This is a genomic window from Sunxiuqinia elliptica, assembly GCF_900113005.1.
Taxonomy (GTDB): Bacteria; Bacteroidota; Bacteroidia; order Bacteroidales; family Prolixibacteraceae; genus Sunxiuqinia; species Sunxiuqinia elliptica.
The window spans coordinates 90,409-112,747 of the sequence record NZ_FONW01000006.1; the positions used below are offsets into that span (position 1 = coordinate 90,409).

General features: G+C 40.7%; 20 protein-coding genes. 13 read left to right on the forward strand and 7 right to left on the reverse strand.

Going from position 1 to position 22,339, the window contains the following annotated elements:
- Nucleotides 1-65 precede the first annotated feature (65 nt).
- Both BM156_RS12445 and BM156_RS12450 read right to left on the reverse strand, forming a co-directional pair.
- Nucleotides 66-857, reverse strand: a complete 792-nt coding sequence (locus tag BM156_RS12445; RefSeq protein ID WP_093920213.1) for a PhzF family phenazine biosynthesis protein — start codon at nt 855-857, stop codon at nt 66-68.
- A gap of 3 nt (nt 858-860) precedes the next feature.
- Nucleotides 861-3,317, reverse strand: coding sequence for a TonB-dependent receptor (locus tag BM156_RS12450; protein WP_093920214.1), 2,457 nt, complete (start codon nt 3,315-3,317; stop codon nt 861-863).
- 56 nt (nt 3,318-3,373) lie between these two features.
- Here BM156_RS12450 and BM156_RS12455 point away from each other — a divergent pair, with 56 nt between their 5' ends.
- A complete protein-coding gene (locus tag BM156_RS12455; RefSeq protein WP_093920215.1) occupies nt 3,374-3,787 on the forward strand; it encodes a hypothetical protein in 414 nt (137 codons plus the stop codon).
- 10 nt (nt 3,788-3,797) lie between these two features.
- Here BM156_RS12455 and BM156_RS12460 read toward each other — a convergent pair whose 3' ends face one another.
- The gene (locus tag BM156_RS12460) at nt 3,798-4,451 is read right to left on the reverse strand and encodes a YkgJ family cysteine cluster protein (RefSeq protein ID WP_093920216.1); all 654 of its coding nucleotides are present in this window, start codon (nt 4,449-4,451) and stop codon (nt 3,798-3,800) included.
- Nucleotides 4,452-4,670: 219 nt separating this feature from the next.
- On the opposite strand from BM156_RS12460, the gene BM156_RS12465 reads away from it, so the two are divergent.
- Nucleotides 4,671-5,909 (forward strand): class 1 isoprenoid biosynthesis enzyme, encoded by a 1,239-nt coding sequence (locus tag BM156_RS12465; RefSeq protein WP_093920217.1) that lies wholly within the window; start codon nt 4,671-4,673, stop codon nt 5,907-5,909.
- A 124-nt stretch (nt 5,910-6,033) separates the two neighbouring features.
- Here the strand turns inward: BM156_RS12465 and BM156_RS12470 are convergent, their stop codons facing one another.
- Nucleotides 6,034-8,226: a S9 family peptidase gene (locus BM156_RS12470; RefSeq protein ID WP_093920337.1), complete on the reverse strand. Its 2,193-nt coding sequence runs from the start codon at nt 8,224-8,226 to the stop codon at nt 6,034-6,036.
- Nucleotides 8,227-8,414: 188 nt separating this feature from the next.
- Between BM156_RS12470 and BM156_RS12475 the strand changes: the two genes are divergently transcribed.
- The 5 genes from BM156_RS12475 to rplT all read left to right on the forward strand — a co-directional run bounded on the left by BM156_RS12475 (nt 8,415) and on the right by rplT (nt 12,833).
- Nucleotides 8,415-9,479 carry a DUF6588 family protein gene (locus BM156_RS12475; protein WP_093920218.1) on the forward strand — a complete coding sequence of 355 codons (1,065 nt, stop codon included), beginning with the start codon at nt 8,415-8,417 and terminating at the stop codon, nt 9,477-9,479.
- Between the two features lie 149 nt (nt 9,480-9,628).
- Nucleotides 9,629-11,578 carry a threonine--tRNA ligase gene (gene thrS, locus BM156_RS12480; protein ID WP_093920219.1) on the forward strand — a complete coding sequence of 650 codons (1,950 nt, stop codon included), beginning with the start codon at nt 9,629-9,631 and terminating at the stop codon, nt 11,576-11,578.
- 63 nt (nt 11,579-11,641) lie between these two features.
- Nucleotides 11,642-12,163 carry a translation initiation factor IF-3 gene (gene infC / locus BM156_RS12485; RefSeq protein WP_093920220.1) on the forward strand — a complete coding sequence of 174 codons (522 nt, stop codon included), beginning with the start codon at nt 11,642-11,644 and terminating at the stop codon, nt 12,161-12,163.
- Between the two features lie 30 nt (nt 12,164-12,193).
- Nucleotides 12,194-12,391: a 50S ribosomal protein L35 gene (gene rpmI / locus BM156_RS12490; protein WP_093920221.1), complete on the forward strand. Its 198-nt coding sequence runs from the start codon at nt 12,194-12,196 to the stop codon at nt 12,389-12,391.
- Between the two features lie 97 nt (nt 12,392-12,488).
- A complete protein-coding gene (rplT, locus tag BM156_RS12495) occupies nt 12,489-12,833 on the forward strand; it encodes a 50S ribosomal protein L20 (protein ID WP_093920222.1) in 345 nt (114 codons plus the stop codon).
- A gap of 81 nt (nt 12,834-12,914) precedes the next feature.
- On the opposite strand, the gene BM156_RS12500 is transcribed toward rplT, so the two are convergent.
- Nucleotides 12,915-13,454 carry a 3'-5' exonuclease gene (locus tag BM156_RS12500; protein ID WP_093920223.1) on the reverse strand — a complete coding sequence of 180 codons (540 nt, stop codon included), beginning with the start codon at nt 13,452-13,454 and terminating at the stop codon, nt 12,915-12,917.
- 206 nt (nt 13,455-13,660) lie between these two features.
- Here BM156_RS12500 and BM156_RS12505 point away from each other — a divergent pair, with 206 nt between their 5' ends.
- The 6 genes from BM156_RS12505 (at nt 13,661) to BM156_RS12530 (ending at nt 20,963) form a co-directional block, all read left to right on the forward strand.
- Nucleotides 13,661-14,962, forward strand: a complete 1,302-nt coding sequence (locus BM156_RS12505) for an OmpA family protein (RefSeq protein WP_093920224.1) — start codon at nt 13,661-13,663, stop codon at nt 14,960-14,962.
- Nucleotides 14,963-15,090: 128 nt separating this feature from the next.
- On the forward strand, nt 15,091-16,884 hold the full coding sequence (argS, locus tag BM156_RS12510; RefSeq protein ID WP_093920225.1) for an arginine--tRNA ligase: 1,794 nt from the start codon (nt 15,091-15,093) through the stop codon (nt 16,882-16,884).
- Nucleotides 16,885-17,324: 440 nt separating this feature from the next.
- A complete protein-coding gene (gene ffh, locus BM156_RS12515) occupies nt 17,325-18,653 on the forward strand; it encodes a signal recognition particle protein (protein WP_093920226.1) in 1,329 nt (442 codons plus the stop codon).
- Between the two features lie 20 nt (nt 18,654-18,673).
- Nucleotides 18,674-19,549, forward strand: a complete 876-nt coding sequence (folD, locus tag BM156_RS12520) for a bifunctional methylenetetrahydrofolate dehydrogenase/methenyltetrahydrofolate cyclohydrolase FolD (RefSeq protein ID WP_093920227.1) — start codon at nt 18,674-18,676, stop codon at nt 19,547-19,549.
- 89 nt (nt 19,550-19,638) lie between these two features.
- Complete coding sequence (locus BM156_RS12525; protein WP_093920228.1) at nt 19,639-20,454, forward strand: M48 family metallopeptidase; 816 nt, start codon at nt 19,639-19,641, stop codon at nt 20,452-20,454.
- Between the two features lie 116 nt (nt 20,455-20,570).
- Nucleotides 20,571-20,963, forward strand: a complete 393-nt coding sequence (locus BM156_RS12530; RefSeq protein WP_093920229.1) for a DUF3276 family protein — start codon at nt 20,571-20,573, stop codon at nt 20,961-20,963.
- Nucleotides 20,964-21,016: 53 nt separating this feature from the next.
- Here the strand turns inward: BM156_RS12530 and BM156_RS12535 are convergent, their stop codons facing one another.
- Together BM156_RS12535 and coaE are read right to left on the reverse strand one after the other, a co-directional pair.
- The gene (locus tag BM156_RS12535) at nt 21,017-21,757 is read right to left on the reverse strand and encodes a TerB family tellurite resistance protein (protein ID WP_093920230.1); all 741 of its coding nucleotides are present in this window, start codon (nt 21,755-21,757) and stop codon (nt 21,017-21,019) included.
- On the reverse strand, nt 21,750-22,337 hold the full coding sequence (coaE, locus tag BM156_RS12540; protein WP_093920231.1) for a dephospho-CoA kinase: 588 nt from the start codon (nt 22,335-22,337) through the stop codon (nt 21,750-21,752). The genes BM156_RS12535 and coaE overlap by 8 nt, the downstream gene beginning before the upstream one ends.
- Nucleotides 22,338-22,339: the final 2 nt, after the last annotated feature.

The window sequence follows — 22,339 nt, forward strand, 5'->3', positions numbered from 1 at the left end:
ATGTCTACTTTCTTCATTCAAAACAGAGTGAAGTCAGGAAAGTTTGCTTGAAACGATTGTTCCTGTTACTTCTCGTCCAGAAAGATTTCGCCCCGGAGGAACGTTTTGGCTTTGCCGGCAATCAATACCCGTTCGCCTTGCAGGGTACACTGTAGCTGTCCTCCCCGGGCCGAAAGTTGTTGTGCTGAGAGCTGTTCTTTCCCTAATTTCTGGGACCAGAATGGCACGAGTGTCGTATGAGCCGATCCGGTAACCGGATCTTCATCAATTCCTGCTCCGGGAGCAAAGAAGCGACTTACAAAGTCCACGTTTTTTCCGGGGGCTGTCGCAATGATCCCTCGGGATTTGGTTTGAGCCAATAGACCAAAGTCTGGCGCTAATTGTTCGATTTGTTCCTGTTTGTCGTAGATAAAAAGGTAGTCGGTTTTTCCTAAGAAGCAGGCTTTGGGTTTTGCTCCGATGCCTTGAATCAAACTTTCAGGATGCTCAATGGGGTGAAGCTCATCAATTGGGAAATCCAATTCCAGTAGTTGATCTTTTTTTCGAACAGTAAGCTGTCCACTACGGCTACCGAAAGTAATTTGAGTTTTCGGATAGTTTCCTTCTTCAAAAATGGCATGTGCTGTGGCAAGTGTGGCGTGGCCGCATAGGTCAACTTCCATGATGGGAGTAAACCAGCGAATTTCAAATCCGGCGCGGGTGGGAACAAAAAAGGCCGTTTCACTCAAATTGTTCTCCATAGCAATGGCTTGCATGGTGTCATCTGGAAGCCATTCTTGTAAGGGGACAACAGCCGCAGGGTTTCCTTGAAAAATTTCGTTGGCAAATGCATCAATTTGAAAAATAGGCAGTTTCATTCTCTAGAATTTTACGGTTAGCTTTAAATTCAATTTACGATCTGTTAGGTAGTTTGGAACAGCAAAAAGATCGCCCTTATTGCTTGAAACCCAGAAATACGAAACGGTGTTGTTGACACCAATTAAATTGAGAACTTCCAGACCAAGCGACATGTCTTTAATGTGGCTGAAGAGTTTGCTTTTGACTCGGGTTTCAGGGCCAATTAGCACTTTTGAAAATCCGAGGTCAATACGTCGGTAGGGCGGCATTCTGAAAGTATCTTGGTAGCGCTCCGAGTTGGGTGGCCCAGTAGGAAGTCGAGAGCCATAGAATGCGGCTAAGTGCATTTTGTAAGTCGGATTTCCCGGGAAATAATCTTGGAAAAATATACTGATGTTAAGCGTTTGGTCGGTTGGTCGCGGAATCCAGCCATGCCCGTCTCCAATAATGTCTTCTTTGGTTTGAAGTAAGGAAACACTCGCCCACGACTGTACGCCGCTAACAAATTCGCCATTCACTTTAAAATCGAGGCCTGCAGCATAGCCTTTCGCTTCTTGATCGCCAAGGTAGCGAATTTGCACGTTTTCAATTTGGTAAGGTGTCAAGTGCGAAAAATTCTTGTAGTACAACTCCGAAGTTAATTTGAATGGACGATCCCAAGCGGTAAAAAGGTAATCTGATCCCAGTACAAACTGAGTTGATTTTTGCGCTTTTATATTTGATGCGATGTTCCCGTCGCGATCTTTTAACTCTTTAAAGAACGCAGGTTGTTGGTAGCTGCCACCGGCTAATCGGAATACAAAGCGAGACTCCCAGTCTGGATAATAGTTGATGGCCAGCCGAGGACTTATCAAAAACTCATTGGTGTAGTCCCAATAATGAAATCGGACACCTCCCGTCAGGTATAGTTCCCCTTGACTTATCGGAATCTCGTAGGTATCTTGAATGTGCCCAGAAAACCGCACGGTGTTCATTTTATTGTTGGTGGTAATCACACGGAACAGGTTGACCGTTTCATCGGAATAGGGAAGAGAGTAGCCTGTTGAGTCACGCATTTCCCATTCGTTCATTTGGTCATGAATATCTTCCAGTTGAAGCTTTACTCCCCAATTCAAGAGGTGGTTTGTTGTATTGTAGGCTCCTTTGTGCGAGAAACTGTAAACTTTAGCCACTAGTTTATTGCGGGCGTGATTTAAGAAAGAACCAACGCCAAGGTTGAGGACACTGTCTTCGGCTGCCTCCTCGGCTAAATCAGACTCCAACTGATTCAGATAATAGAAGCCCAGAATGTCGTAATTAACTTCTTCTTTGGTCTGAAATGCAGAAGCAATAAATTTCAGGTTCAGGTTGTTGTTGGGGTGATAATTGGCCGATAACGCTCCCAAAGAGGTTGCAAACCGGTCTTTTTCCTGACCTTCAAAATAAATTTTAGTGTTATAAACGGTTTGGTATGTGCCGAAAGAGGTTTCCCTGCTTTCCGGAACAAAATGGTAATCGTTTCGGGCAATATTTCCCAGAAAAGACAGGTCAAAAGCATCGGAAAACCGATAGGTGATGTATGTTTGAAAATCGATAAAGCTCGGATCGTATTCTCCTTTTTCGTCGAGGCTGCCAACGAGGTAGCTGTTGGTTTTGTAGCGAAGGCCTCCGGTGTAGCTGAGCTTCTTATTTTTGCTGATGTCTTCCAAATGAATTGAACCTCCAAGCAAACTAGCGCTGGCACTTCCTGCAAACTCAGTTGGAGTTCGGTATTTGATATCCAGCACCGAGGCCATTTTGTCTCCATATTTGGCATCAAATGCTCCTGCTGAAAACTCAATGGTTGAAACCATGTCGGAATTGATAAAGCTCAGCCCTTCTTGTTTGCCGGAACGAACCAAAAAAGGTCGGTAGATTTCAATGTCATTCACATAAACCAGGTTTTCATCGAAGTTGCCTCCCCGAACTGAATACTGAGAACTCAGCTCGTTGTTTGAGCTTACTCCGGGCAAGGTTTTAATCAAGGCTTCTACACCACTGGATGACGCATCTGGAAGGATATTGGTAAATTTAGGATCGATGCGGTTGATGTTGCCTGCTCCTTTTCGTCTTCTTGAAACTTGTACCTCGTCGATTTCTTCGGAACTTTCAGTAAGCTGAATATTCAGTTCAATTCTTTCTTCGGATCGGGCTTGCACACTACGTTCAACACTTTGGTGGCCGATAAAGGAAAAGACCAGGTTGACTTTTTTCTTTGCCGGAATGCGTAGAAGATAAGCTCCTTTTGGGTCGGTTGTTGTTCCAATCGGGTAGTTTTTGATGGAGACATTGGCAAGTTCAATGGCTTGTCCTTTTGTGTTGGTGATCGTGCCGTAAACAGTCGCGTTATTGTTTTGTGCAAACGACTGAAATGCAATAAACAAGCAGAGTAAGCTTAGGAGGTACGTTTTTTTCAGTTTCATGAAAACAAAAGTAATATTCTCTGATTTAATTAAACTCATTCAATTTTGAATAATTGTGCTTACTTTTATTTTTAGTTGAATTTTAACCGAGGCAAATGGAACGACGCGATTATATTTTACATCAAATTCAAGAGATGGGGGCCTTTCTTGCTCGCCTGGCTGGAAAGTTGAAAAAGGAAGATAAACCTTCTTCAGAACAAAAACAGAGCTTTGATAAAGAGTTGGACAAGCATTTGGGATTGAACTTGGATGATTTGCTTTTTCTGGAGGACGCTGCTTTTCTGGAAGTTTTAGAGGGAAAACTGCTGGCAAAGGAAAATTTAACGCAGTTTGCGGGCATCTTGGAACAATTGGGTGATTTGGCATTGAATGATGAGACCTTCCTGCGTCAGCAAATCTATTACAATAAGGCCTGTGTTTTGCTAGGCCATGTAGACGAGAATAGTGGAAACTACTCCATGGAACGTCAGCAGCAGCTTGCTGCACTCCGCTTGAAATTGGGAGAATAGAGTTGTGAGATCAGTCAACTTGTGATGTCATTAAATGTAAAAGACCTTCTTCCATTCTGAATTCGGCAACTTCAATTCCTTTTTCTCGAATTGCTGTCATAAAACCTTCATTCATCATGCGCCCGGCCATAAGCGGGAATTCCAGAAGAGCAGGGAAGCTATCTTCGTTGGCTGGATTTTTGAAAAAATCAATGCAGGTGCTCACTTGAGTGGAAAGGTAAATTCGGCAAGCCATTGGTCGGGCTTCATAAGCCGAGCAGCTGCCATTTTTCAAGAGCGGACAAGGGGCTTTATGATTTAAAAGCGTTTGCTGGTCCAGTGTTTCAGTGGTTTTATTTTTCTTTTTTGCCTTTTCTAAAACGACTTTTTGTTGTTCTGCAGTAAATTGTTTTTTGATGAAATTGCCCAAATAATGGAGCTCATAGGAATTGGCAAAAACCGCTTGGTGACAGCAAAAACTACATCCTCTTTTGCAATGAATGGGGGAGTTCTGCTTTTGCGCCATAAGCTGTAGCGAATCAATTAACTGGTCAATGCCTTCATACATTTGCTTGATGGCCAGAAAAACGTCTTTTTCTTGGTATCCGTTTTGCGCTGCCTGAAGCCCCAGTTGATAGCCGTCATTGTAAAAAAGTTGTTCGTATTCTGATTGTTTGGTGGTCATTTTCTGTGTTTGAAAATTTTAAGCAAGATAGGAAATCATCCCAATAAAACGCTCTGAGAGTGTGTTATTTATTCCAACCGCCAGCTTGTCTGACTTGTTCATCCTGAAAGGCGTTTGTTGGTCGATAATTTTGGGTGGTTGATCGGAAAAAGAGCGTGTTTTCTGTGGCTTTTAGCTTAATTTGATTGCATAAACGAAATTGAACAAAAGACTAACCTTATGAATTTAGATGCTCTCACCGATAAATTTGTTGAACAGTGGAATCGCACGTCTTCCGAAAAACCAAACTGGGGAGCCGTTGTGGATGCAGTAGAGAAAAAGCAACGAGCAGCTTGCGTAGATCGCTTTTTTAAGTCGATGAAAAAGCTGGAACCGGGTTTGGCAAGTTCTGTTGATCAACCGTGGATTGACGCTTTGATCTTAATTCAGTTGCGGGATTTGTTTCAAGAGGCTTTTGCTTACCAGCATGAGGAGATTGATTTGATGTTTTCGCAGGAAATGATGAATTCAACCAAGGCTTTTGTTCGGAAAGCGCGGGCAATGGATTCTGAACTTTCAATGACCAGTATTTTTCAGGCTTGCAGGAATGTGTGGATTATGAATGGGCTGCAGTTGATCTTAGGACGAAAGGTCGAGTTAACGCCGTCTATTTTTGCCTATAGTATGTTGTATCCCTATACCGATAATTTTGTTGATGATCCGGAGATTTCGAGGCAAGAAAAGCAATTATTTAGCCTGCGATTTGAGCAACGTTTGTCGGGCGAGAGAATTGCCGCAGTCAATGACCATGAACGGAAAATCTTTGGGATGGTTGAGCTGATTGAAGGGCAGTATGACCGAGAAAAGTATCCTGGGGTGTTTAATTCTTTATTGGACATTCATCGGGCGCAAACGGAAAGCATGGTGTTGCTTAATGCTGATTTGGTAACATCGGAGGAGGCATTGAGGGTTTGTCTGGCCAAAGGAGGCGCTTCGGTATTGGCTGATGGCTATTTAATAGCCGGAGATTTAACTCCTAAAGAAGTTGATTTCTTGTATGGTTATGGTGCCTATTTGCAATTGCTGGATGACATTCAGGATGTTGGAGAAGATCTGAATGATGGGTTGATGACCTGTTTTTCGATGGCTGGGAAGGAGCAAGAGTTGGATGAAGTTCTTTATAAAACATTCAATTTTGGAGATGCAGTTCTGGATTCATCCAAGGACTTGTGGGCTTCTGTTAACTTGGATTTTAAAGGGCTTTTGCAAAAGAGTATTTTGCTGTTTTTTGTCGAGTCAGTGGCTACGGATACCAAGTATTATTCTCCCCAGCTTCAGTTGGAAATAGAGGAAGTATCGCCTTTGTCCTTGGAGTTTGTCCGTTCGCGTCGAAACTTTTTCACCCCACAAAAGCACCTGATGCTAGCTAAATTGGAAAAGTTGGTTCGCTTAACTGAAGCAGATTCAGTGGTAAGTTAAATTCAGTTGGAAGAAATTAGATATGAAAAAGCGGGAACCTCAATTTGACGAGGTTCCCGCTTTTGTGTTTTATCGTTTTTCAAACTATAGCATCTAAATATAACAGCAGTTTCCTGCTCCGATACTATTGCAGTTGATTCTTAAGAAAATCAGTTACGCGCTGATAAAGGTGCATCCTGGTGTTACCACCATAAATACCATGGTTGCGGTTGGTGTAGATGGCCATGTCGAATTGTACGTTGGCTTGAACAAGGGCTTCAGCCATTTCCATAGTATTTTGCAGGTGAACATTGTCATCAGCTGAACCATGAATCAATAACAGACGTCCGGTTATTCCTTCAGGATGATTCAATGGAGCATTGTCTTCATAGCCATCAGGGTTTTCCAATGGTGTGCGCATGAAACGTTCGGTGTAAACGGTGTCGTAAAATTTGAAATTTGCAACCGGGGCAATTGCAACTCCGGCTTTAAATAAGTCACCTCCTTTTTCCATGGAAAGCAAGGTCATGAAGCCACCATAACTCCATCCCCAAATTGAAATGTTGTTTTTGTCAACATAGGGAAGTGTTGTTAGGTAGCGAGCTGCTTCAACTTGGTCGTCAGACTCATATTTACCGAGTTGCATGTAGGTCACTTTCCGGAAATCCTGCCCACGGGCACCGGTGCCACGAGGATCGACACAAACCACCAAAAAGCCTTCTTGAGCCAGGTAGTTGTACCAACTAACAGACCAGCGATCCAGCACTTGTTGGGAGTTTGGACCACTGTACTGAGTCATCACAACCGGGTATTGTTTTGATTCGTCGAAATTCACCGGTTTGATCATCCAACCGTTGAGGCTAACTCCTTCGGAAGTCTCAAAATTGAAGAAAGATTTGCTGCTGATGGTGTATTCAGATAGCTTTTCATTGAGTGCTTTGTTGTCTTCCAATACGCGAACTAAGCTCCCTTTATTATCATACAAACTGAATGTTTTTGGCGTATCAAGGCTTGTGTATTCATTAATGAAATACTGAAAGCCACTGCTAAATACCGCCTTGTTGGTTCCCTCTTTCGGACTTAAAGTTCCTTGTTTTTTCTTGTCCAGACTTACGTAGTATACTTCGCGTTGCATGGGCGATTTTTTAGCCGCTTGGTAGTAAAAGATTTTCTTTTTACTATCGAACCCGTAAAAATCGGTCACATCATATTCTCCTTGCGTTAGCTGGCGTACTTCAAATCCTTGACGATCGTAAAGGTAAAGATGAGAAAAACCATCTCGCTCGCTATTGACAACAAAGTAGTCGTTGTCTGGCAGGAAAATGAAATCATCGAGGAAATCTTCGCCAATGTAGCGGTCATTCTTTTCGGTAAAAAACAAACGGCTGTCTCCAGTGTGTGGATTGGCAAACAATACATCAATCTTATTCTGACGACGATTTAGCCGGAAGACAGCTAGGTCATTGGCATCAGCGGTCCATTTTAGGCGAGGGATATAAATGTCTGTCTCTTCACCTAAGTCAACTTCTATTTTTGTTTTTGATTTGAGATCGTATGAGAATACCGAAATGAGCGAGTTTTGCTCTCCGGCTTTGGGGTATTTGTAGGTGTATTCGCCCGGATAACTGGCATTTTCTTTCAAGGATGGAGATTTTCCTTGGAACATTTTCATTGAGTATTCTTTAACGTCAGTTTCGTCAAAGCGGATGTAAGCCAGGAATTTGCTGTCCGGAGACCAGGCAAAAGCTTTGCTGAATGCAAATTCTTCTTCGTAAACCCAATCGGGAACACCATTGATGATGGCGTTTTTCTGTCCGTCGTTGGTTACTTGATTCTCGGTGCCAAAACGGAGTGTTTTGATGAAAATATTATTATCCCGAACAAAAGCGACCCGTTCACCGTTGGGAGAAAAAGTAGCTTCTTGCTGTTTCCCTTTTTCTGAGAGGGGGGCAAGTTCTTCAGTTACAGAGTTCCAAACATAGTAATTGGCAGAGAATGTATGGCGGTAGATTTGTTCTCGTTCGGTGGTCAACAAAATTTTAGTTTCGTCGTCACTGAATGAATAAGCCGAAAAATGGCTGATTGCAGCATTTTCTAACTGATCCAGATCAAAAACTGTTTCTACTTTTTTACCATCTTTGTAGCTGTATTTTACAATTCGCTTTTCGTCTTCCAGGGTTGTATAATAGAGTCCGTTGGCTGAAGAATGTAGCCCTTGAACGGTTTTTTCCTGAAAGGTGTAGTTTTGATTAAAATCGGCTAGCGAAAGTTTTTTTTGAGCGAATAAGGGGTTTCCTATTGTTAAAAAAAGGAATAACGATAAAACAATTCTGTGCATAGTTCTATTTATTTTTGCCGTCAAAGCTTTGTTTTTTTTTCGAAAAAAGAAAGTTGCGATCAATAAAATTATCCAATACGTCAAATCCATCTTGAATTCATTACAACGTATTTAAGAAATGATTTATTGGATGAATAAATAATGAAAGTAAAGAGATATCATAAATCTATTAAGTAAGTATTATTTCAATGAAGAAACGTTCTTTGTTATTTGTAGTTCTAGTGTTGGTAATTCGGATTGCTTCTGCGCAGTCTGACGTTGTGGAGTTTATAAAGACTGGCCCAAAGAATGCCAGCAAGTTAATGGAGGCTTACCTTAATCCCTATGCTTTGGCATTAGGTGATGGATTAAATAATGGTTGGTATTATACGGCAGAAACGCATGAACGCTTTGGCTTCGATTTTTCGATGAGTGTGAGTGCTGTTCGTATTCCGGAGTCGGGGAAAACTTTTGACCTTAGTCAGCTTGGCTTGCAAAATATCGCTTTTGATCCTTCAAACAGCATTGCTCAAACAATTGCTGGTTCTGATTTAGCCGGGCCAGAAATTGCCGTGTTGGACCCGAATTCTCCCCAGGATACGCTGACCTCATTTTTAAGTCCGGAAGGTGTTGGAATGGATATTGTTCCTATTCCTATTGCTCAGCTGGGAATTGGTCTTTTGCCACATACCGATATTCTGATTCGTTATGTGCCTAAATTACGCTTTAACCAAGATGGCGATCAGGCTGAAGATGTTCGGGTTGGATTGATTGGCTTGGGAGCAAAACACAGTTTTAAGGATTGGATTCCTGGTTTGAAGGCGCTTCCTTTTGATGCAGCGGTATTTGGATCTTATTCAGCGATTGATGCTAACTCTGGAATTAATTTTCAGCTGAGTGACTATGGCGTCAATCCTCCGTCAGGCTATGTTCCTGATGAAAATCAAGAATTAAAAATCAAAACGAATACGATGAAGTTCGGGCTGATCGTGTCAAAAAAAGTAGCGCTTCTAACTTTCTTTGGAAGTATTGGCCATAGCCAGAGTAAAACAACGGTCGATTTATTGGGACGGTATCCGGTAATTACAGAGGTTGGCGTTGGAAAAGTTGTGGTGGAAGATGAAGTTGATCCCATTCACATGAACTTTGAATCTTCCCAACTGAGTTTAGATGCTGGGGTGCGCATGAAACTGTCGTTTTTCAATGTTTTTGCTTCGATTAGCAAAGCTGAATACACCTCCTTAAATGCGGGGATCGCATTGAGTGTGCGTTAGTAGGAAAATGAATTGAAAATAATGAAAGGTGCTAGTAGGCGCCTTTTTTTGTTGGGCTTTGCAATCGATTTTATTGCTTAACCCTTGTCACAGTCAGCTAATAATAATTATCTTTGCACCCTGAAAATAAAATCCATAATTCGATACTGATGATTAAAATAACATTACCAGATAATAGTGTCAGAGAATATGAAAGTGGAATTACCGGCATTCAGATTGCAAAATCCATAAGTAACCGCTTAGCCAAAGATGTTTTGGCTATCAGTGTAAACGGAGCTGTTTGGGATTTGAATCGTCCAATTACGGAAGATGCCAGTATTAAACTTTTCACCTGGGACGACCGAGAAGGAAAAGAAACTTTTTGGCATTCGTCGGCCCACTTAATGGCAGAAGCTATTGAGAGTTTTTATCCCGGAACCAAATTTGGGATTGGGCCCACTGTCGATACCGGATTTTATTATGATGTCGATCTGCCAGAAGGAAAACAATTATCGGAAAAAGATTTAGAAAAAATCGAGAAAAAGATAATTGAACTGGCTCGCCAAAAAAATGAAATTGTTCGTCAAGATATCTCAAAAAAGGAGGCTTTGGATATGTTTACAGCCAAAGATGACGAACTTAAGCAGGAGTTGATTAGTGAGTTGGAGGATGGAACCATTACGCTATATAATCAAGGTGGTTTTACGGATCTGTGTCGTGGACCTCACTTGCCCAATACAGGATACATTAAAGCGGTAAAGTTAACATCGATTGCTGGTGCATACTGGCGTGGCGATGAGCATAACAAAATGTTAACTCGTGTATATGGGGTAACTTTTCCAAAGCAGAAGTTTTTGGAAGAATACCTGGTTTTGTTGGAAGAAGCCAAAAAGCGCGATCATCGGAAGATTGGTAAAGAGATGGAACTGTTTACCTTCTCGCAGGAAGTTGGACAAGGCCTTCCAATGTGGTTGCCTAAAGGAGCGATGCTTCGTGAGCAGCTGGAGAACTTTTTGAAAAAGGTTCAGAAGAAATTTGGCTACGAGCAGGTAATTACTCCTCATATTGGCGATATCAACTTGTACAAAACTTCAGGGCACTACGCCAAATATGGAGCAGATTCTTTTCAAACAATTAAAACTCCGGCTGAAGGCGAAGAGTACATGTTAAAGCCTATGAACTGCCCTCACCACTGTGAGTTGTATAAATTTAAACCTCGTTCATATAAAGATTTACCAGTCCGGATGGCTGAATTCGGAACTGTTTATCGTTACGAGCAGAGTGGTGAGTTGCATGGTTTGACAAGGGTGCGTGGCTTTACTCAAGATGATGCGCATATTTACTGTCGTCCGGATCAGCTGAAAGACGAGTTTAAGAAAGTAATTGATATCATTTTTATTATTTTCAAAGCATTAAACTTTGAAAACTACACCGCTCAGATTTCGTTACGCGATCCTGAAAAACCTGAAAAGTACATCGGATCGCCCGAAAACTGGGATAAGGCCGAACGTGCTATTATTGAGGCTTGCGAAGAAAAAGGTCTGAATACAGTAACTGAATTAGGCGAAGCAGCTTTCTATGGTCCAAAACTGGATTTCATGATTAAAGATGCCTTGGGACGAAGCTGGCAATTGGGAACCATTCAGGTTGATTATAATTTGCCTGAGCGTTTCAAACTGGAGTACATTGGAGCTGATGATAATCGCCATCGTCCGGTCATGATTCACCGGGCACCATTTGGATCTATGGAACGCTTTGTGGCTGTTTTGATTGAACATACTGCCGGAAAATTCCCATTATGGTTAACTCCGGAGCAGGTTGTTATCTTACCAATCAGTGAAAAGTACAATGAATATGCTGAAAGTCTTTCAAATTTTCTAAATAATTCCGATATTCGCACCTTAATTGACGACCGGAATGAAAAGATTGGTCGCAAAATTCGGGATAACGAACTTAAACGTATCCCGTATTTATTGATAGTTGGAGAGAAGGAGGCTGAATCTGAGATGGTTGCCGTTCGAAAACAAGGTGAAGGAGACCAAGGAACGATGACCAAAGAAGAGTTTGCCAAATTCATCCAAAAAGAAGTGAAAGAGCAACTAGCATCATTTTATAACTAAATAAAAGAATAGGAGGGTTTTCTTATCGCAATAAAAAAACGCCCATATCGAGGAGGACGAAGAGTGGACACAGGTCCACAACATAACATTAATCAACGTATTCGCGCGCAGCAAGTACGTTTAGTTGGTGAAAACATTGAGAACCAGGGGGTATATTCATTGTCAGAAGCGTTGAAGCTTGCAGAGTCAATGGAGCTTGACTTGGTTGAGATTTCGCCTAAGGCAGATCCTCCGGTTTGTAAGGTTATAGACTACCAAAAGTTTCTTTACCAACAGAAAAAGAAACAGAAGGAGATGAAAGCCAAAGCAGTGAAGGTTGTGGTTAAAGAAATTCGTTTTGGACCCAATACGGATGATCATGATTTTCAGTTTAAGCTTAGGCATGCTGAAAAGTTTTTGCAAGAAGGTGCAAAAGTAAAGGCTTACGTGTTCTTTAAAGGACGTTCAATTCTGTTTAAGGAACAAGGAGAGATCTTACTTCTGCGTTTTGCAACTGAGTTGGAAGAACTAGGTAAGGTGGAACAAATGCCACGTCTGGAAGGTAAGCGTATGACAATGTTTATTACACCCAAAAAGAAGAAATAGTATTTCTTCGAATATAAAAATTGAAACAAGATGCCAAAAATGAAGACGAACTCCGGTGCTAAAAAACGGTTTAAATTAACCGGCTCCGGAAAACTGAAGAGGAAGCATGCTTATAAAAGTCACATCTTGACTAAAAAGAGCACAAAGCGGAAAAGAAACCTAACCTACTGGGGAACGGTTGATAAAGCTGACGAGAAAAATGTGAAGCTATTGCTTAACATGAAGTAATAAATTCCTTTTCGAAATTATTTTAAGTATTTAACAGAGGGTATAGCTGTAAAGATTCGATTCGTATCGGACGCTAGCCACTCACAAATTGAAGATTATGCCAAGATCAGTAAATCACGTAGCATCTCGGGCTCGTAGAAAAAAAATCCTCAAGCAAACTAAAGGTTATTGGGGTGCCCGTAAAAATGTTTGGACAGTTGCCAAGAATGCTCACGAGAAAGCGTTGACTTATGCTTACCGTGACCGGAAAACTAAAAAGAGAAACTTCCGCGCTTTGTGGATTCAACGTATTAACGCTGCAGCTCGCCAGGAAGGATTAAGCTATTCTCAGTTAATTGGTTTGTTGAAAAAGAACAACATCGAAATTAACCGTAAAGTATTAGCTGACTTAGCTTTGAATCAGCCAGAGGCATTTAAAGCTGTAGTTGCAAAAGTAAAGTAAATAAGAATTACAGGTGTAATAAATAATAGAAACCTCGCTTTGGCGGGGTTTTTTTTGGTTTTAGACTTTGATGGGAAGCAGTTAAAAAAGCTTGGGTTGAATCGTTTTCCCGTTCATCTTTGGGGTAGCGTGCTTTTGCAATATCATTTCAAATAACTTGACTGTAGCTAAAGCATCGCCTCCTGCCCGGTGTCGACCGTCAATATGAATGTTGAGGTCTTGACACAGGTTTCCCAAGGAATAGGAAGAATGGCCGGGTAAATATTTTCGACTCAATTTCACGGTACACATCGTTTTGCGTTCATACTCATAGCCTAAACGAAGAAATTCTTGTTGGATAAAACGATAGTCAAAGCTTACGTTGTGTGCAACAAAGGTTGTGCCTTCAGTAAGCTCGACAATTTGCCGGGCAACCTCGTAAAACTTAGGCGCATTGGTAACCATACTGTCGTCAATGCCGGTTAGCTTGGTGATAAAATAGGGGATGGAAGTCTCTGGATTAATGAGGGTTTGGAACGACTTAATAATTTCAATTCCATTATGCACAAAGATGGCAATTTCTGTAATTTTGCCTGCTTCAGCACGTTGTCCGGTTGTCTCTATATCAATAATGCTAAACAAAGTTGTCGTTTTATTTGGTGAAAATAGGAAAAATGAATTAGCTTTATTTCAAAATAGACTTAAATATCGTGAAATTGGGGTGGAAATGTAAAGAGTTTAGTAGGCAATAAAACTTATCTACTTGTTGATTGTTTATGTTTTTAAGATTTGAGTAGTGAGTTTTATAAAATACATAATGTTAAAATGATCACTTAATTTACTACACTATGAGACGAATTATTTTTCTATCTTTTTTTCTGTGCATCGGAATGATGCTTCAGGCGCAAACCGCCGATAAAAAATGGGGCTTAGGCCTTGGAGCTGGTGCATATTACGGTAACACGAACGAAGGAACAGGTATTGCAACGGAGCTTTATTTAAGCCGCTACTTAAGCCCTTCTTTCGATTTGATGCTTTTGAATAACCTGGGAATGGGGAATAATAAAGTATCAAGCACCATGGATTATGCCACCACATTTTTGAATTTGAGGTATAAATTGAATAACGGTTATATCTTTAAAGAAAATAGTAGTGTTCAGCCTTATCTATATGGAGGTCCTGGTTATATGTGGGACAATCAAGAGGAAGGCTTGAACTGGGATGCTGGATTAGGATTTAAGTTCCCGCTGAGCCCAAGTATTTCGTTGTTTGCTGAAGCCGGATTTGTAGAAGGTTGGGCTGACGACGACACTCAGACACACCCAAATACAGAAAGCTTCTGGAAAGGAGTTGGAGGTATCGAAATTAACTTTGGAAAAGCTAAAGACTCAGATGGTGATGGCGTTCCTGATCGCAAGGATGACTGTCCAAATACACCACAAGGCGTAGCTGTAGATGAGAACGGTTGTCCTATTGATACCGATGGTGATGGCGTTCCTGATTATAAGGATGACTGTCCTACTGAAGCAGGAGAGATTGCCTTGAATGGTTGTCCTGACCGTGATGGTGACGGTGTTGCTGATAAAGATGATGACTGTCCTGATACTCCAGGATTAAAAGAGCTGGCCGGCTGTCCTGATAGTGATGGTGATGGTGTTGCCGATAAGGATGATGATTGTCCTGACACGCCAAAAGGTTACAAAGTTGATAAGAACGGCTGCCCATACGACCGTGATGGCGATGGCATCGTAGATGAAGAAGATGACTGCCCAACAGAAGCAGGTCCTGCTGAAAATAATGGATGTCCTATCGTTGCTCCTGATTTTAGTGCCATTCTTTTCGATTTTGATAAGAGTAGCTTGAAAGCTGACGCTAAAGCTGGATTAGATGTTGTTATTGATGCGATGAAAGAACACAAAAGTCTTTCTGTTGAATTGTACGGACATGCTGATGAAATTGGAACAGAAGAGTACAATATGGATCTTTCTGAGCGTAGAGCTAATGCAGCTAGAAGCTATTTGATGGAGAAAGGTATTGCAGCAAACCGTATTATCAAGGTTGTTCCTCTTGGAAAATCTCAACCTATTGCTCCAAATACAAGAGAAGGAAGAGCTAAAAACCGTCGGGTTGAAATTAAAGCTGCTAAATAATTAGAGAACGAATTTCTAATCATTTATAAATAAAATTAAAGCCTCGCAATTGCGGGGCTTTTTTGATTCTATCAATGACCTTATTTTAGCTTAGAAACTATTATCTTTGCGGTTCAAAATTTTTGACTATGCATATCGACCAAATCATAAAAGAAAAAGTAGTAGAAGCGATTCAGGCATTGTATGCCCAACAAGTTGAAACTGATTCAGTACAAGTTCAAAATACGCGTAAGGATGTTGAAGGAGACATGACTATTGTTGTTTTTCCGTTTTTACGCTTTTCGAAACAATCTCCGGAGCAAACTGCAACGCAGCTGGGAGAGTACTTAAAAGAGAACGTTGATTTGATTGAAGATTTTTCAGTGATCAAAGGATTTCTGAACCTGACCATCTCAAAAGAGTATTGGTTGAGCGTATTGGGAGCAGCTTTTTTAGATCCTGAGTTTGGCTTTCAAAAAGCAAGTGAAGAATCGCCACTAGTCATGGTGGAATATTCATCTCCAAATACGAATAAGCCATTGCACTTAGGGCATATTCGTAATAATTTGTTGGGCTTTTCAATTGGTGAGATTATCAAAGCCAATGGAAATCGGTTGGTAAAAACCAATATTGTAAATGACCGCGGAATTCATATTTGCAAATCGATGTATGCCTGGAAGCAATGGGGAGAGGGAAAAACCCCCGAAAGTACAGGGATCAAAGGAGACCATTTGGTTGGAGATTTTTATGTCTTGTTCGACAAGCATTACAAAGCGGAAATCGAAGAGCTTGTAGGTCAAGGCTTGTCAAAAGGGGAGGCTGAACAGCAGGCTCCATCTATTGTTGCTGCCCGTGAAATGCTAAGAAAGTGGGAAGCAAAGGATCCGGAAGTAATTAAACTTTGGGAAATGATGAACCAATGGGTTTATGAAGGATTCGATGTGACATACAAGGAATTGGGCGTAGATTTTGACAAGATCTATTACGAGTCTGATACATATTTGGTTGGAAAAGACGAGGTTTTAAGAGGGCTTGAAGAAGGAGTTTTCTATAGGCGTGATGATGAGTCAGTATGGGCAGACTTGACTTCAGAAGGATTGGACGAAAAAATTCTATTGAGAAGTGATGGTACTTCCGTCTACATGACCCAAGATATTGGCACGGCTAAATTGCGATTCAACGATTACAAAATTGACAAAATGGTGTATGTTGTTGGAAACGAGCAAAACTACCATTTTCAAGTTTTGTCGGTTCTTTTAGATAAGTTGGGATTTGATTGGGGAAAAGGATTGTACCATTTTTCTTATGGCATGGTGGAACTTCCTCATGGTAAGATGAAGTCAAGGGAAGGAACTGTGGTTGATGCTGATGATTTAATGGCAGAAATGATCGAAGTGGCACGGAAAACTTCAGAGGAACTAGGCAAGCTGGAAGGCTACACTGAGGCAGAGTTGGCTGAAACCTACAAGACGATTGCCTTGGGTGCTCTTAAATATTTCATGCTGAAAGTAGATCCGAAGAAAAATATGCTGTTTAATCCAGAAGAGTCGATCGACTTTAACGGGAATACAGGACCATTTATTCAGTACACCTACGCACGTATTCGTTCGGTAATTCGTAAAGCCAATGATAATGGTATTGAACTGAGTGAAAAGCTGAGCGAACAAATAGCTCTTTCTGATAAAGAAAAAGAGTTGATTAAATCATTGTCTCTTTTCCCTTCGGTTGTAAAAGAAGCTGGAGATACATACAGTCCTGCAGTAATTGCTAATTATATCTATGCGCTGGTTAAAGAATTCAACCAGTTCTATCATGATCATTCGATTTTGGGGGAACAGGACGATGCCGTTCGTAACTTCAGGTTGGTGTTATCAAAAGCGATAGCCAATACAGTACAAAAAGGAATGAGCTTGTTAGGAATTAAAGTTCCCGAACGGATGTAAAAAAAAGGCATGAAAAAAGGGGGTCAGAACTGACCCCCAAAATTCTACAAAATTGCGATTCGTGAAAAAGGGACTTTATTTTCTCGTTGACAGATGCAGTTTTTATGCTTTTGGATAAGAATCGCTCTGTCATAACTTGATAGCGAATTTATATATTCAATTCTTTCGGATAGATTCATCTGGCGAATATGCTTGTATGCACAAGTTGCCGTTTCATTCTTCATAGGACAACTAAAAACTAGTCCATAACAATATGATATTTCTTCTCCCATCCCTGAATCTCTCCATCATAATATAAAGAACTTACACCTGTTTATTCTACTTTACAAGAAAAGGTAACCCGTTAATTGAACTTTTTTTTAAAGAGAATTAAAAATTTCTCTTTCTATTATTTTTGTATTTTTGCACCAGCTTGAAAAATAAATCAATACCATACGAATATGTTTGAGAATCTTAACGAGAAATTAGAGCGGTCGTTTCAGCTGCTAAAAGGGCAGGGACGAATTACCGAGATTAATATAGCGGAAACATTAAAAGAAGTAAGACGTGCACTTTTAGATGCTGACGTTAACTTCAAAATTGCCAAATCATTCACTGAAAAAGTGAAAGAAAAAGCACTTGGGCAAGACGTTTTATCGGCTGTTAAGCCTGGCGAGATGATGGTTAAGATTGTCCACGATGAGTTGGCAGAATTAATGGGAGGGCAATCTGTAGATATTAATTTATCAGGGAATCCAACGGTAATATTGATTGCTGGTCTGCAAGGATCCGGTAAAACGACCTTCTCTGGAAAGCTATCTAATCTTATTAAAAATAAGCGCGGTAAACACCCCTTACTGGTCGCTGGTGACGTATACCGTCCTGCTGCGATTGATCAGCTTAAAGTTTTAGGAGAACAAATCAATGTTCCGGTTTATACTGAAGAAGGAAATAAAGAGCCAGTAAAGATTGCTCAAGCTGCAATAAAACAAGCAAAGGCCAATGGTAACGATGTGGTAATTATCGATACCGCGGGTCGTTTAGCAGTTGATGAGGAGATGATGAAAGAGATTAGCGCTGTGAAGAAAGCGGTTTCTCCTCATGAAATTTTGTTTGTTGTTGACTCGATGACTGGTCAAGATGCTGTAAATACAGCAAAAGAGTTTAATGATCGTCTTGACTTTGACGGGGTGGTATTGACCAAACTAGATGGTGATACTCGTGGTGGTGCAGCCTTGTCAATTCGTTCTGTGGTAAACAAGCCAATTAAGTATGTTGGTACAGGCGAAAAAATGGAGGCATTAGACGTGTTCCACCCATCAAGGATGGCTGACCGGATTCTTGGAATGGGGGATATTGTTTCACTGGTTGAAAAGGCGCAGGAACAATTTGACGCTGAAGAAGCCCGAAAATTACAAAAGAAATTAGTTAAGAACCAGTTCAACTTTAATGATTTCCTGAAGCAAATTCAGCAGATCAAGAAGATGGGTAATATTAAAGATTTAGCTGCAATGATTCCAGGTATGGGTAAAGCACTAAAGAATGTTGATATTGAAGATGACGCCTTTAAGCATATTGAGGCAATCATTCATTCTATGACCCCGGATGAGCGTAATGATCCATCATTATTGAATGGTTCTCGTAGAAAGAGAATTGCCAATGGTTCAGGTACCGATATTCAGGAAGTAAACCGTTTGATCAAACAATTTGCCGAGACACGCAAAATGATGAAAATGGTTTCGCAAGGAAAGAATATGGGACGAATGATGGGTAATCTACGTGCAAGATAACTCCAGAAAAAATCAAGATAATGAAGTTAATCGACGGAAAACAAATCGCAACGGACATTAAAAAAGAGATCGCACAGGAAGTTCGTGAAATGGTTGAAGCAGGTGCGAAACAACCTCACTTAGCTGCCATTTTGGTAGGACACGATGGAGGAAGCGAAACATATGTAGCATTCAAAATTAAAGATTGTGAGGAGGTTGGTTTCAAATCTAGCTTGGTTCGCTTTGAGGATGATGTTACTGAAGAAGAATTGCTGGCGAAGGTTCATGAACTGAATAATGATACCGATGTAGATGGTTTTATTGTGCAGTTGCCATTGCCTAAGCATATTTCTGAGCAAAAAATAATTGAGGCAATTGATCCTCGTAAAGATGTTGACGGCTTCCATCCGATTAACGTTGGACGTATGGTGATCGGGTTACCTTGTTTTGTTTCGGCTACGCCGGATGGTATCGTTGAGCTTTTGAAGCGTTACAAGATTGAGACTTCAGGGAAAGACTGTGTCGTTGTCGGCCGAAGTAATATTGTTGGGCGTCCAATGAGCGTTTTGATGTCGCAAAAAGCAATTAATGCTACCGTAACTGTTGCTCATAGCCGAACAAAGGACTTGAAAGAACTGTGTGCAAGTGCTGATATCTTGATCGCTGCTTTAGGAGCTCCTGAGTTTATTAAAGGAGATATGGTTAAAGAAGGAGCAGTGGTAATTGATGTTGGAACAACTCGGGTAAAGTCTGATCAAACCAAATCAGGATTTAAGTTGAAAGGCGATGTCGCTTTTGATGAAGTGGCCCATAAATGTTCGTACATTACTCCGGTGCCAGGGGGAGTAGGTCCAATGACCCGCGTTGCTTTGCTGAAAAACACCTTGTTAGCCGCAAAAAAAGAAATTTATAAATAAAACCGAATGGTTTTTCGTTAAAAAGGTGACTGATTCAGTCACCTTTTTTTGGCTTTGTTTGTTTAACTTTACAAAAACAAATTTCATCTATGAATACAAAAACATCTCCTTTTATTGTTTTAGCGGCTGTGGTTTTGGCTTTTATCAGTACATCATGTAGTACTGTTCCACTGACAGGTCGTAGTCAGGTTAATTTGTTACCTGAATCGAATATGGTTGAAATGAGCTTAACCAGCTATGACCAGTTTTTAGATACCAATAAAGTTGCAAGCAACCGCCAACAGGTGGAAATGGTTAAGCGAGCCGGGCAAAAAATTGCCTCTGCTGTCGAGCAATACCTCAAAAGCAATGGCTATGAAAGCTATCTGCAATATTTTAAGTGGGAGTTTAATTTAATCGAAAACGAAGTTCCTAACGCTTGGTGTATGCCGGGAGGGAAAGTTGTTGTTTATACGGGTATATTGCCGTTGACGCAATCAGAAGCTGGTTTAGCAGTGGTTATGGGGCACGAAATTGCACACGCGGTAGCCAGACATGGAAATGAGCGAATGAGCCATTCTATGCTGGTTCAAATGGGCGGAATTGCCTTGGGAGAGGCGATCAAAGAGAAGCCAGAGCAAACGCAGGCCATTTTTTCGGCTGCATACGGAGTGGGCTCACAGGTAGGAGTTATGCTGCCTTTTTCACGTCAACATGAGTATGAAGCTGACCAAATGGGATTAATTTTTATGGCAATTGCAGGTTACAATCCTCAAGAAGCTGTTGGTTTTTGGCAACGAATGGCTCAGAATAGTGGACAAAAACCTCCGGAGTTTCTAAGCACGCACCCGGTCGATGCTAAGCGTATTGAGGCATTGCAGGAGATTATGCCAGAAGCCATGAAATACTACAACAGTTCTAAGTAAAATGAACATTTGTTAGCGATAAAATAAATAGCTGTTTGTTAACAGGTTTCGTCTATTTTCAAAATAATTTTTTATTTTTGATAGTTCAACTATGGAAATAATTTAAAACGAGCAAGATGGAAGGCTTTGATAGAAAAGATGAAACGAAAGAAGTCGACAGCAATTTCAGACAAGAAATTTTCTCAAAAGCTGTAAGAGCAGGGAAAAGAACCTATTTCTTTGATGTAAAGTCGACAAGGAAGAACGAGTACTATTTAACAATTACTGAGAGTAAGAAACGTTACGATCAGGATGGTAAGTTCCACTTCGAGAAACACAAAATTTTCTTATATAAAGAAGATTTTGAGAAGTTTTCTGATGGTTTGAGTGAGGTTATTGACTTTATAAAAGCTAGTCAGTCAATGGAAGATGCAGAGATCGGTATTGAAATGACACTTTCTGATAATGAAGATGAAGTGATCGAAGCAAAAGATTATACCAATGTTGAGTTTGACGACTTAAACACTTGATGTAGATTTTATTAAAAAGAAGGCTGCTCAACCAATTGAGCAGCCTTCTTTTTTTATGCGAATTTTCGTTCTTTCTTGATACTCTCATAGGCTTCATTAACCTTCTGAAATTTCTCCTTTGCAGCATTTTGAAAGTCTTCACCCAAATAGCTTACTTTATCCGGATGGTATTTCATAGCCATCTTACGGTAGGCTTTTTTAATTTCTTCGTCCGTTGCATTTGCATCAACTTCCAGAATTTTATAAGCAGCATCCGTGTTGGCGATAAACATGGCCTTAATTGATTCAAAGTCTTTTGAGCTGATCCCCATGTTTTGAGCCATGTGTTCAATCATTTTTAGTTCGGACGGGGCCACTTGTCCATCAGCTTGGGCAATCCCGAATAAAAAATGGAGAAGTTGAAGCCTGGATGAATAATCCATATTCTTTTGGATCTGATAGCAAACATCAGCTACTGGAATGTTTTGTTTAAGTAGGTCGCGAAGCATTTTTATGGCTTCTTGAGCTGAACTTGATCCGAAGGAGCGAACAAAGAATTGTTTCACATATTCCAATTCGGAACGGAGAACTTTTCCGTCGGCTTTCATGACAGCTGCTACCAAAACCAGTAAGCTCATGACATAGCCTCCGGTGGTTGTTGTATGTGGTTGACGCGTTGTAGTCGAGCCTGCTGGTCCTGTTTGTCCGTTATTGGTGTCCATCATCGATCCGACAACAAAACCTACAATTCCTCCAAGGGGGCCTAAAAATGCCCATCCTAAACCTCCGGCAATCCATTTTGCAAATTTACCCATGTGCTCTAAATTTTTGATCTAATTCTAATAAGACAGGAATGATTAATTCCTGGTTGTTGTTTTTAATTATAAAGTCAGCCAGTTGTTCTTTTTTTTCATCTGGCCATTGTTTAGACATACGTTCTTCGACTTGCTTAGCCGAACTGTTATCTCTATTCATAACCCAAGCGGTACGCTGTTGTTTAGGGGCTGTCACCAAAATGTTATAATCCATCATTTGAGCAAAACCAGTTTCAAAAAGGATGGCTGCCTCGTGGATGATATAAGGCGTTTTTTGCTGATCAGACCATTCGAAAAAGCGCTTACGAACTTCGGGATGAACAATTGAATTGACTTTCTCAAGTAAAGATGGTGAATTGAAAATGAGTTGTGCCAACTTTTTTCGGTCAATTGTCTGATTTGGGAGGTAAATGTCACTTCCAAAATACAAGGTCATCTTACCACGGATAATGGCTGATTCATTAAGTAGTTTTTTTGCATCAACATCAGCTTGAAAAACAGGGATTCCGATTAGTTTGAAAAAGTTGCATATCGTTGACTTTCCACTTCCAATTCCTCCGGTAATTCCGATTTTTAACATGG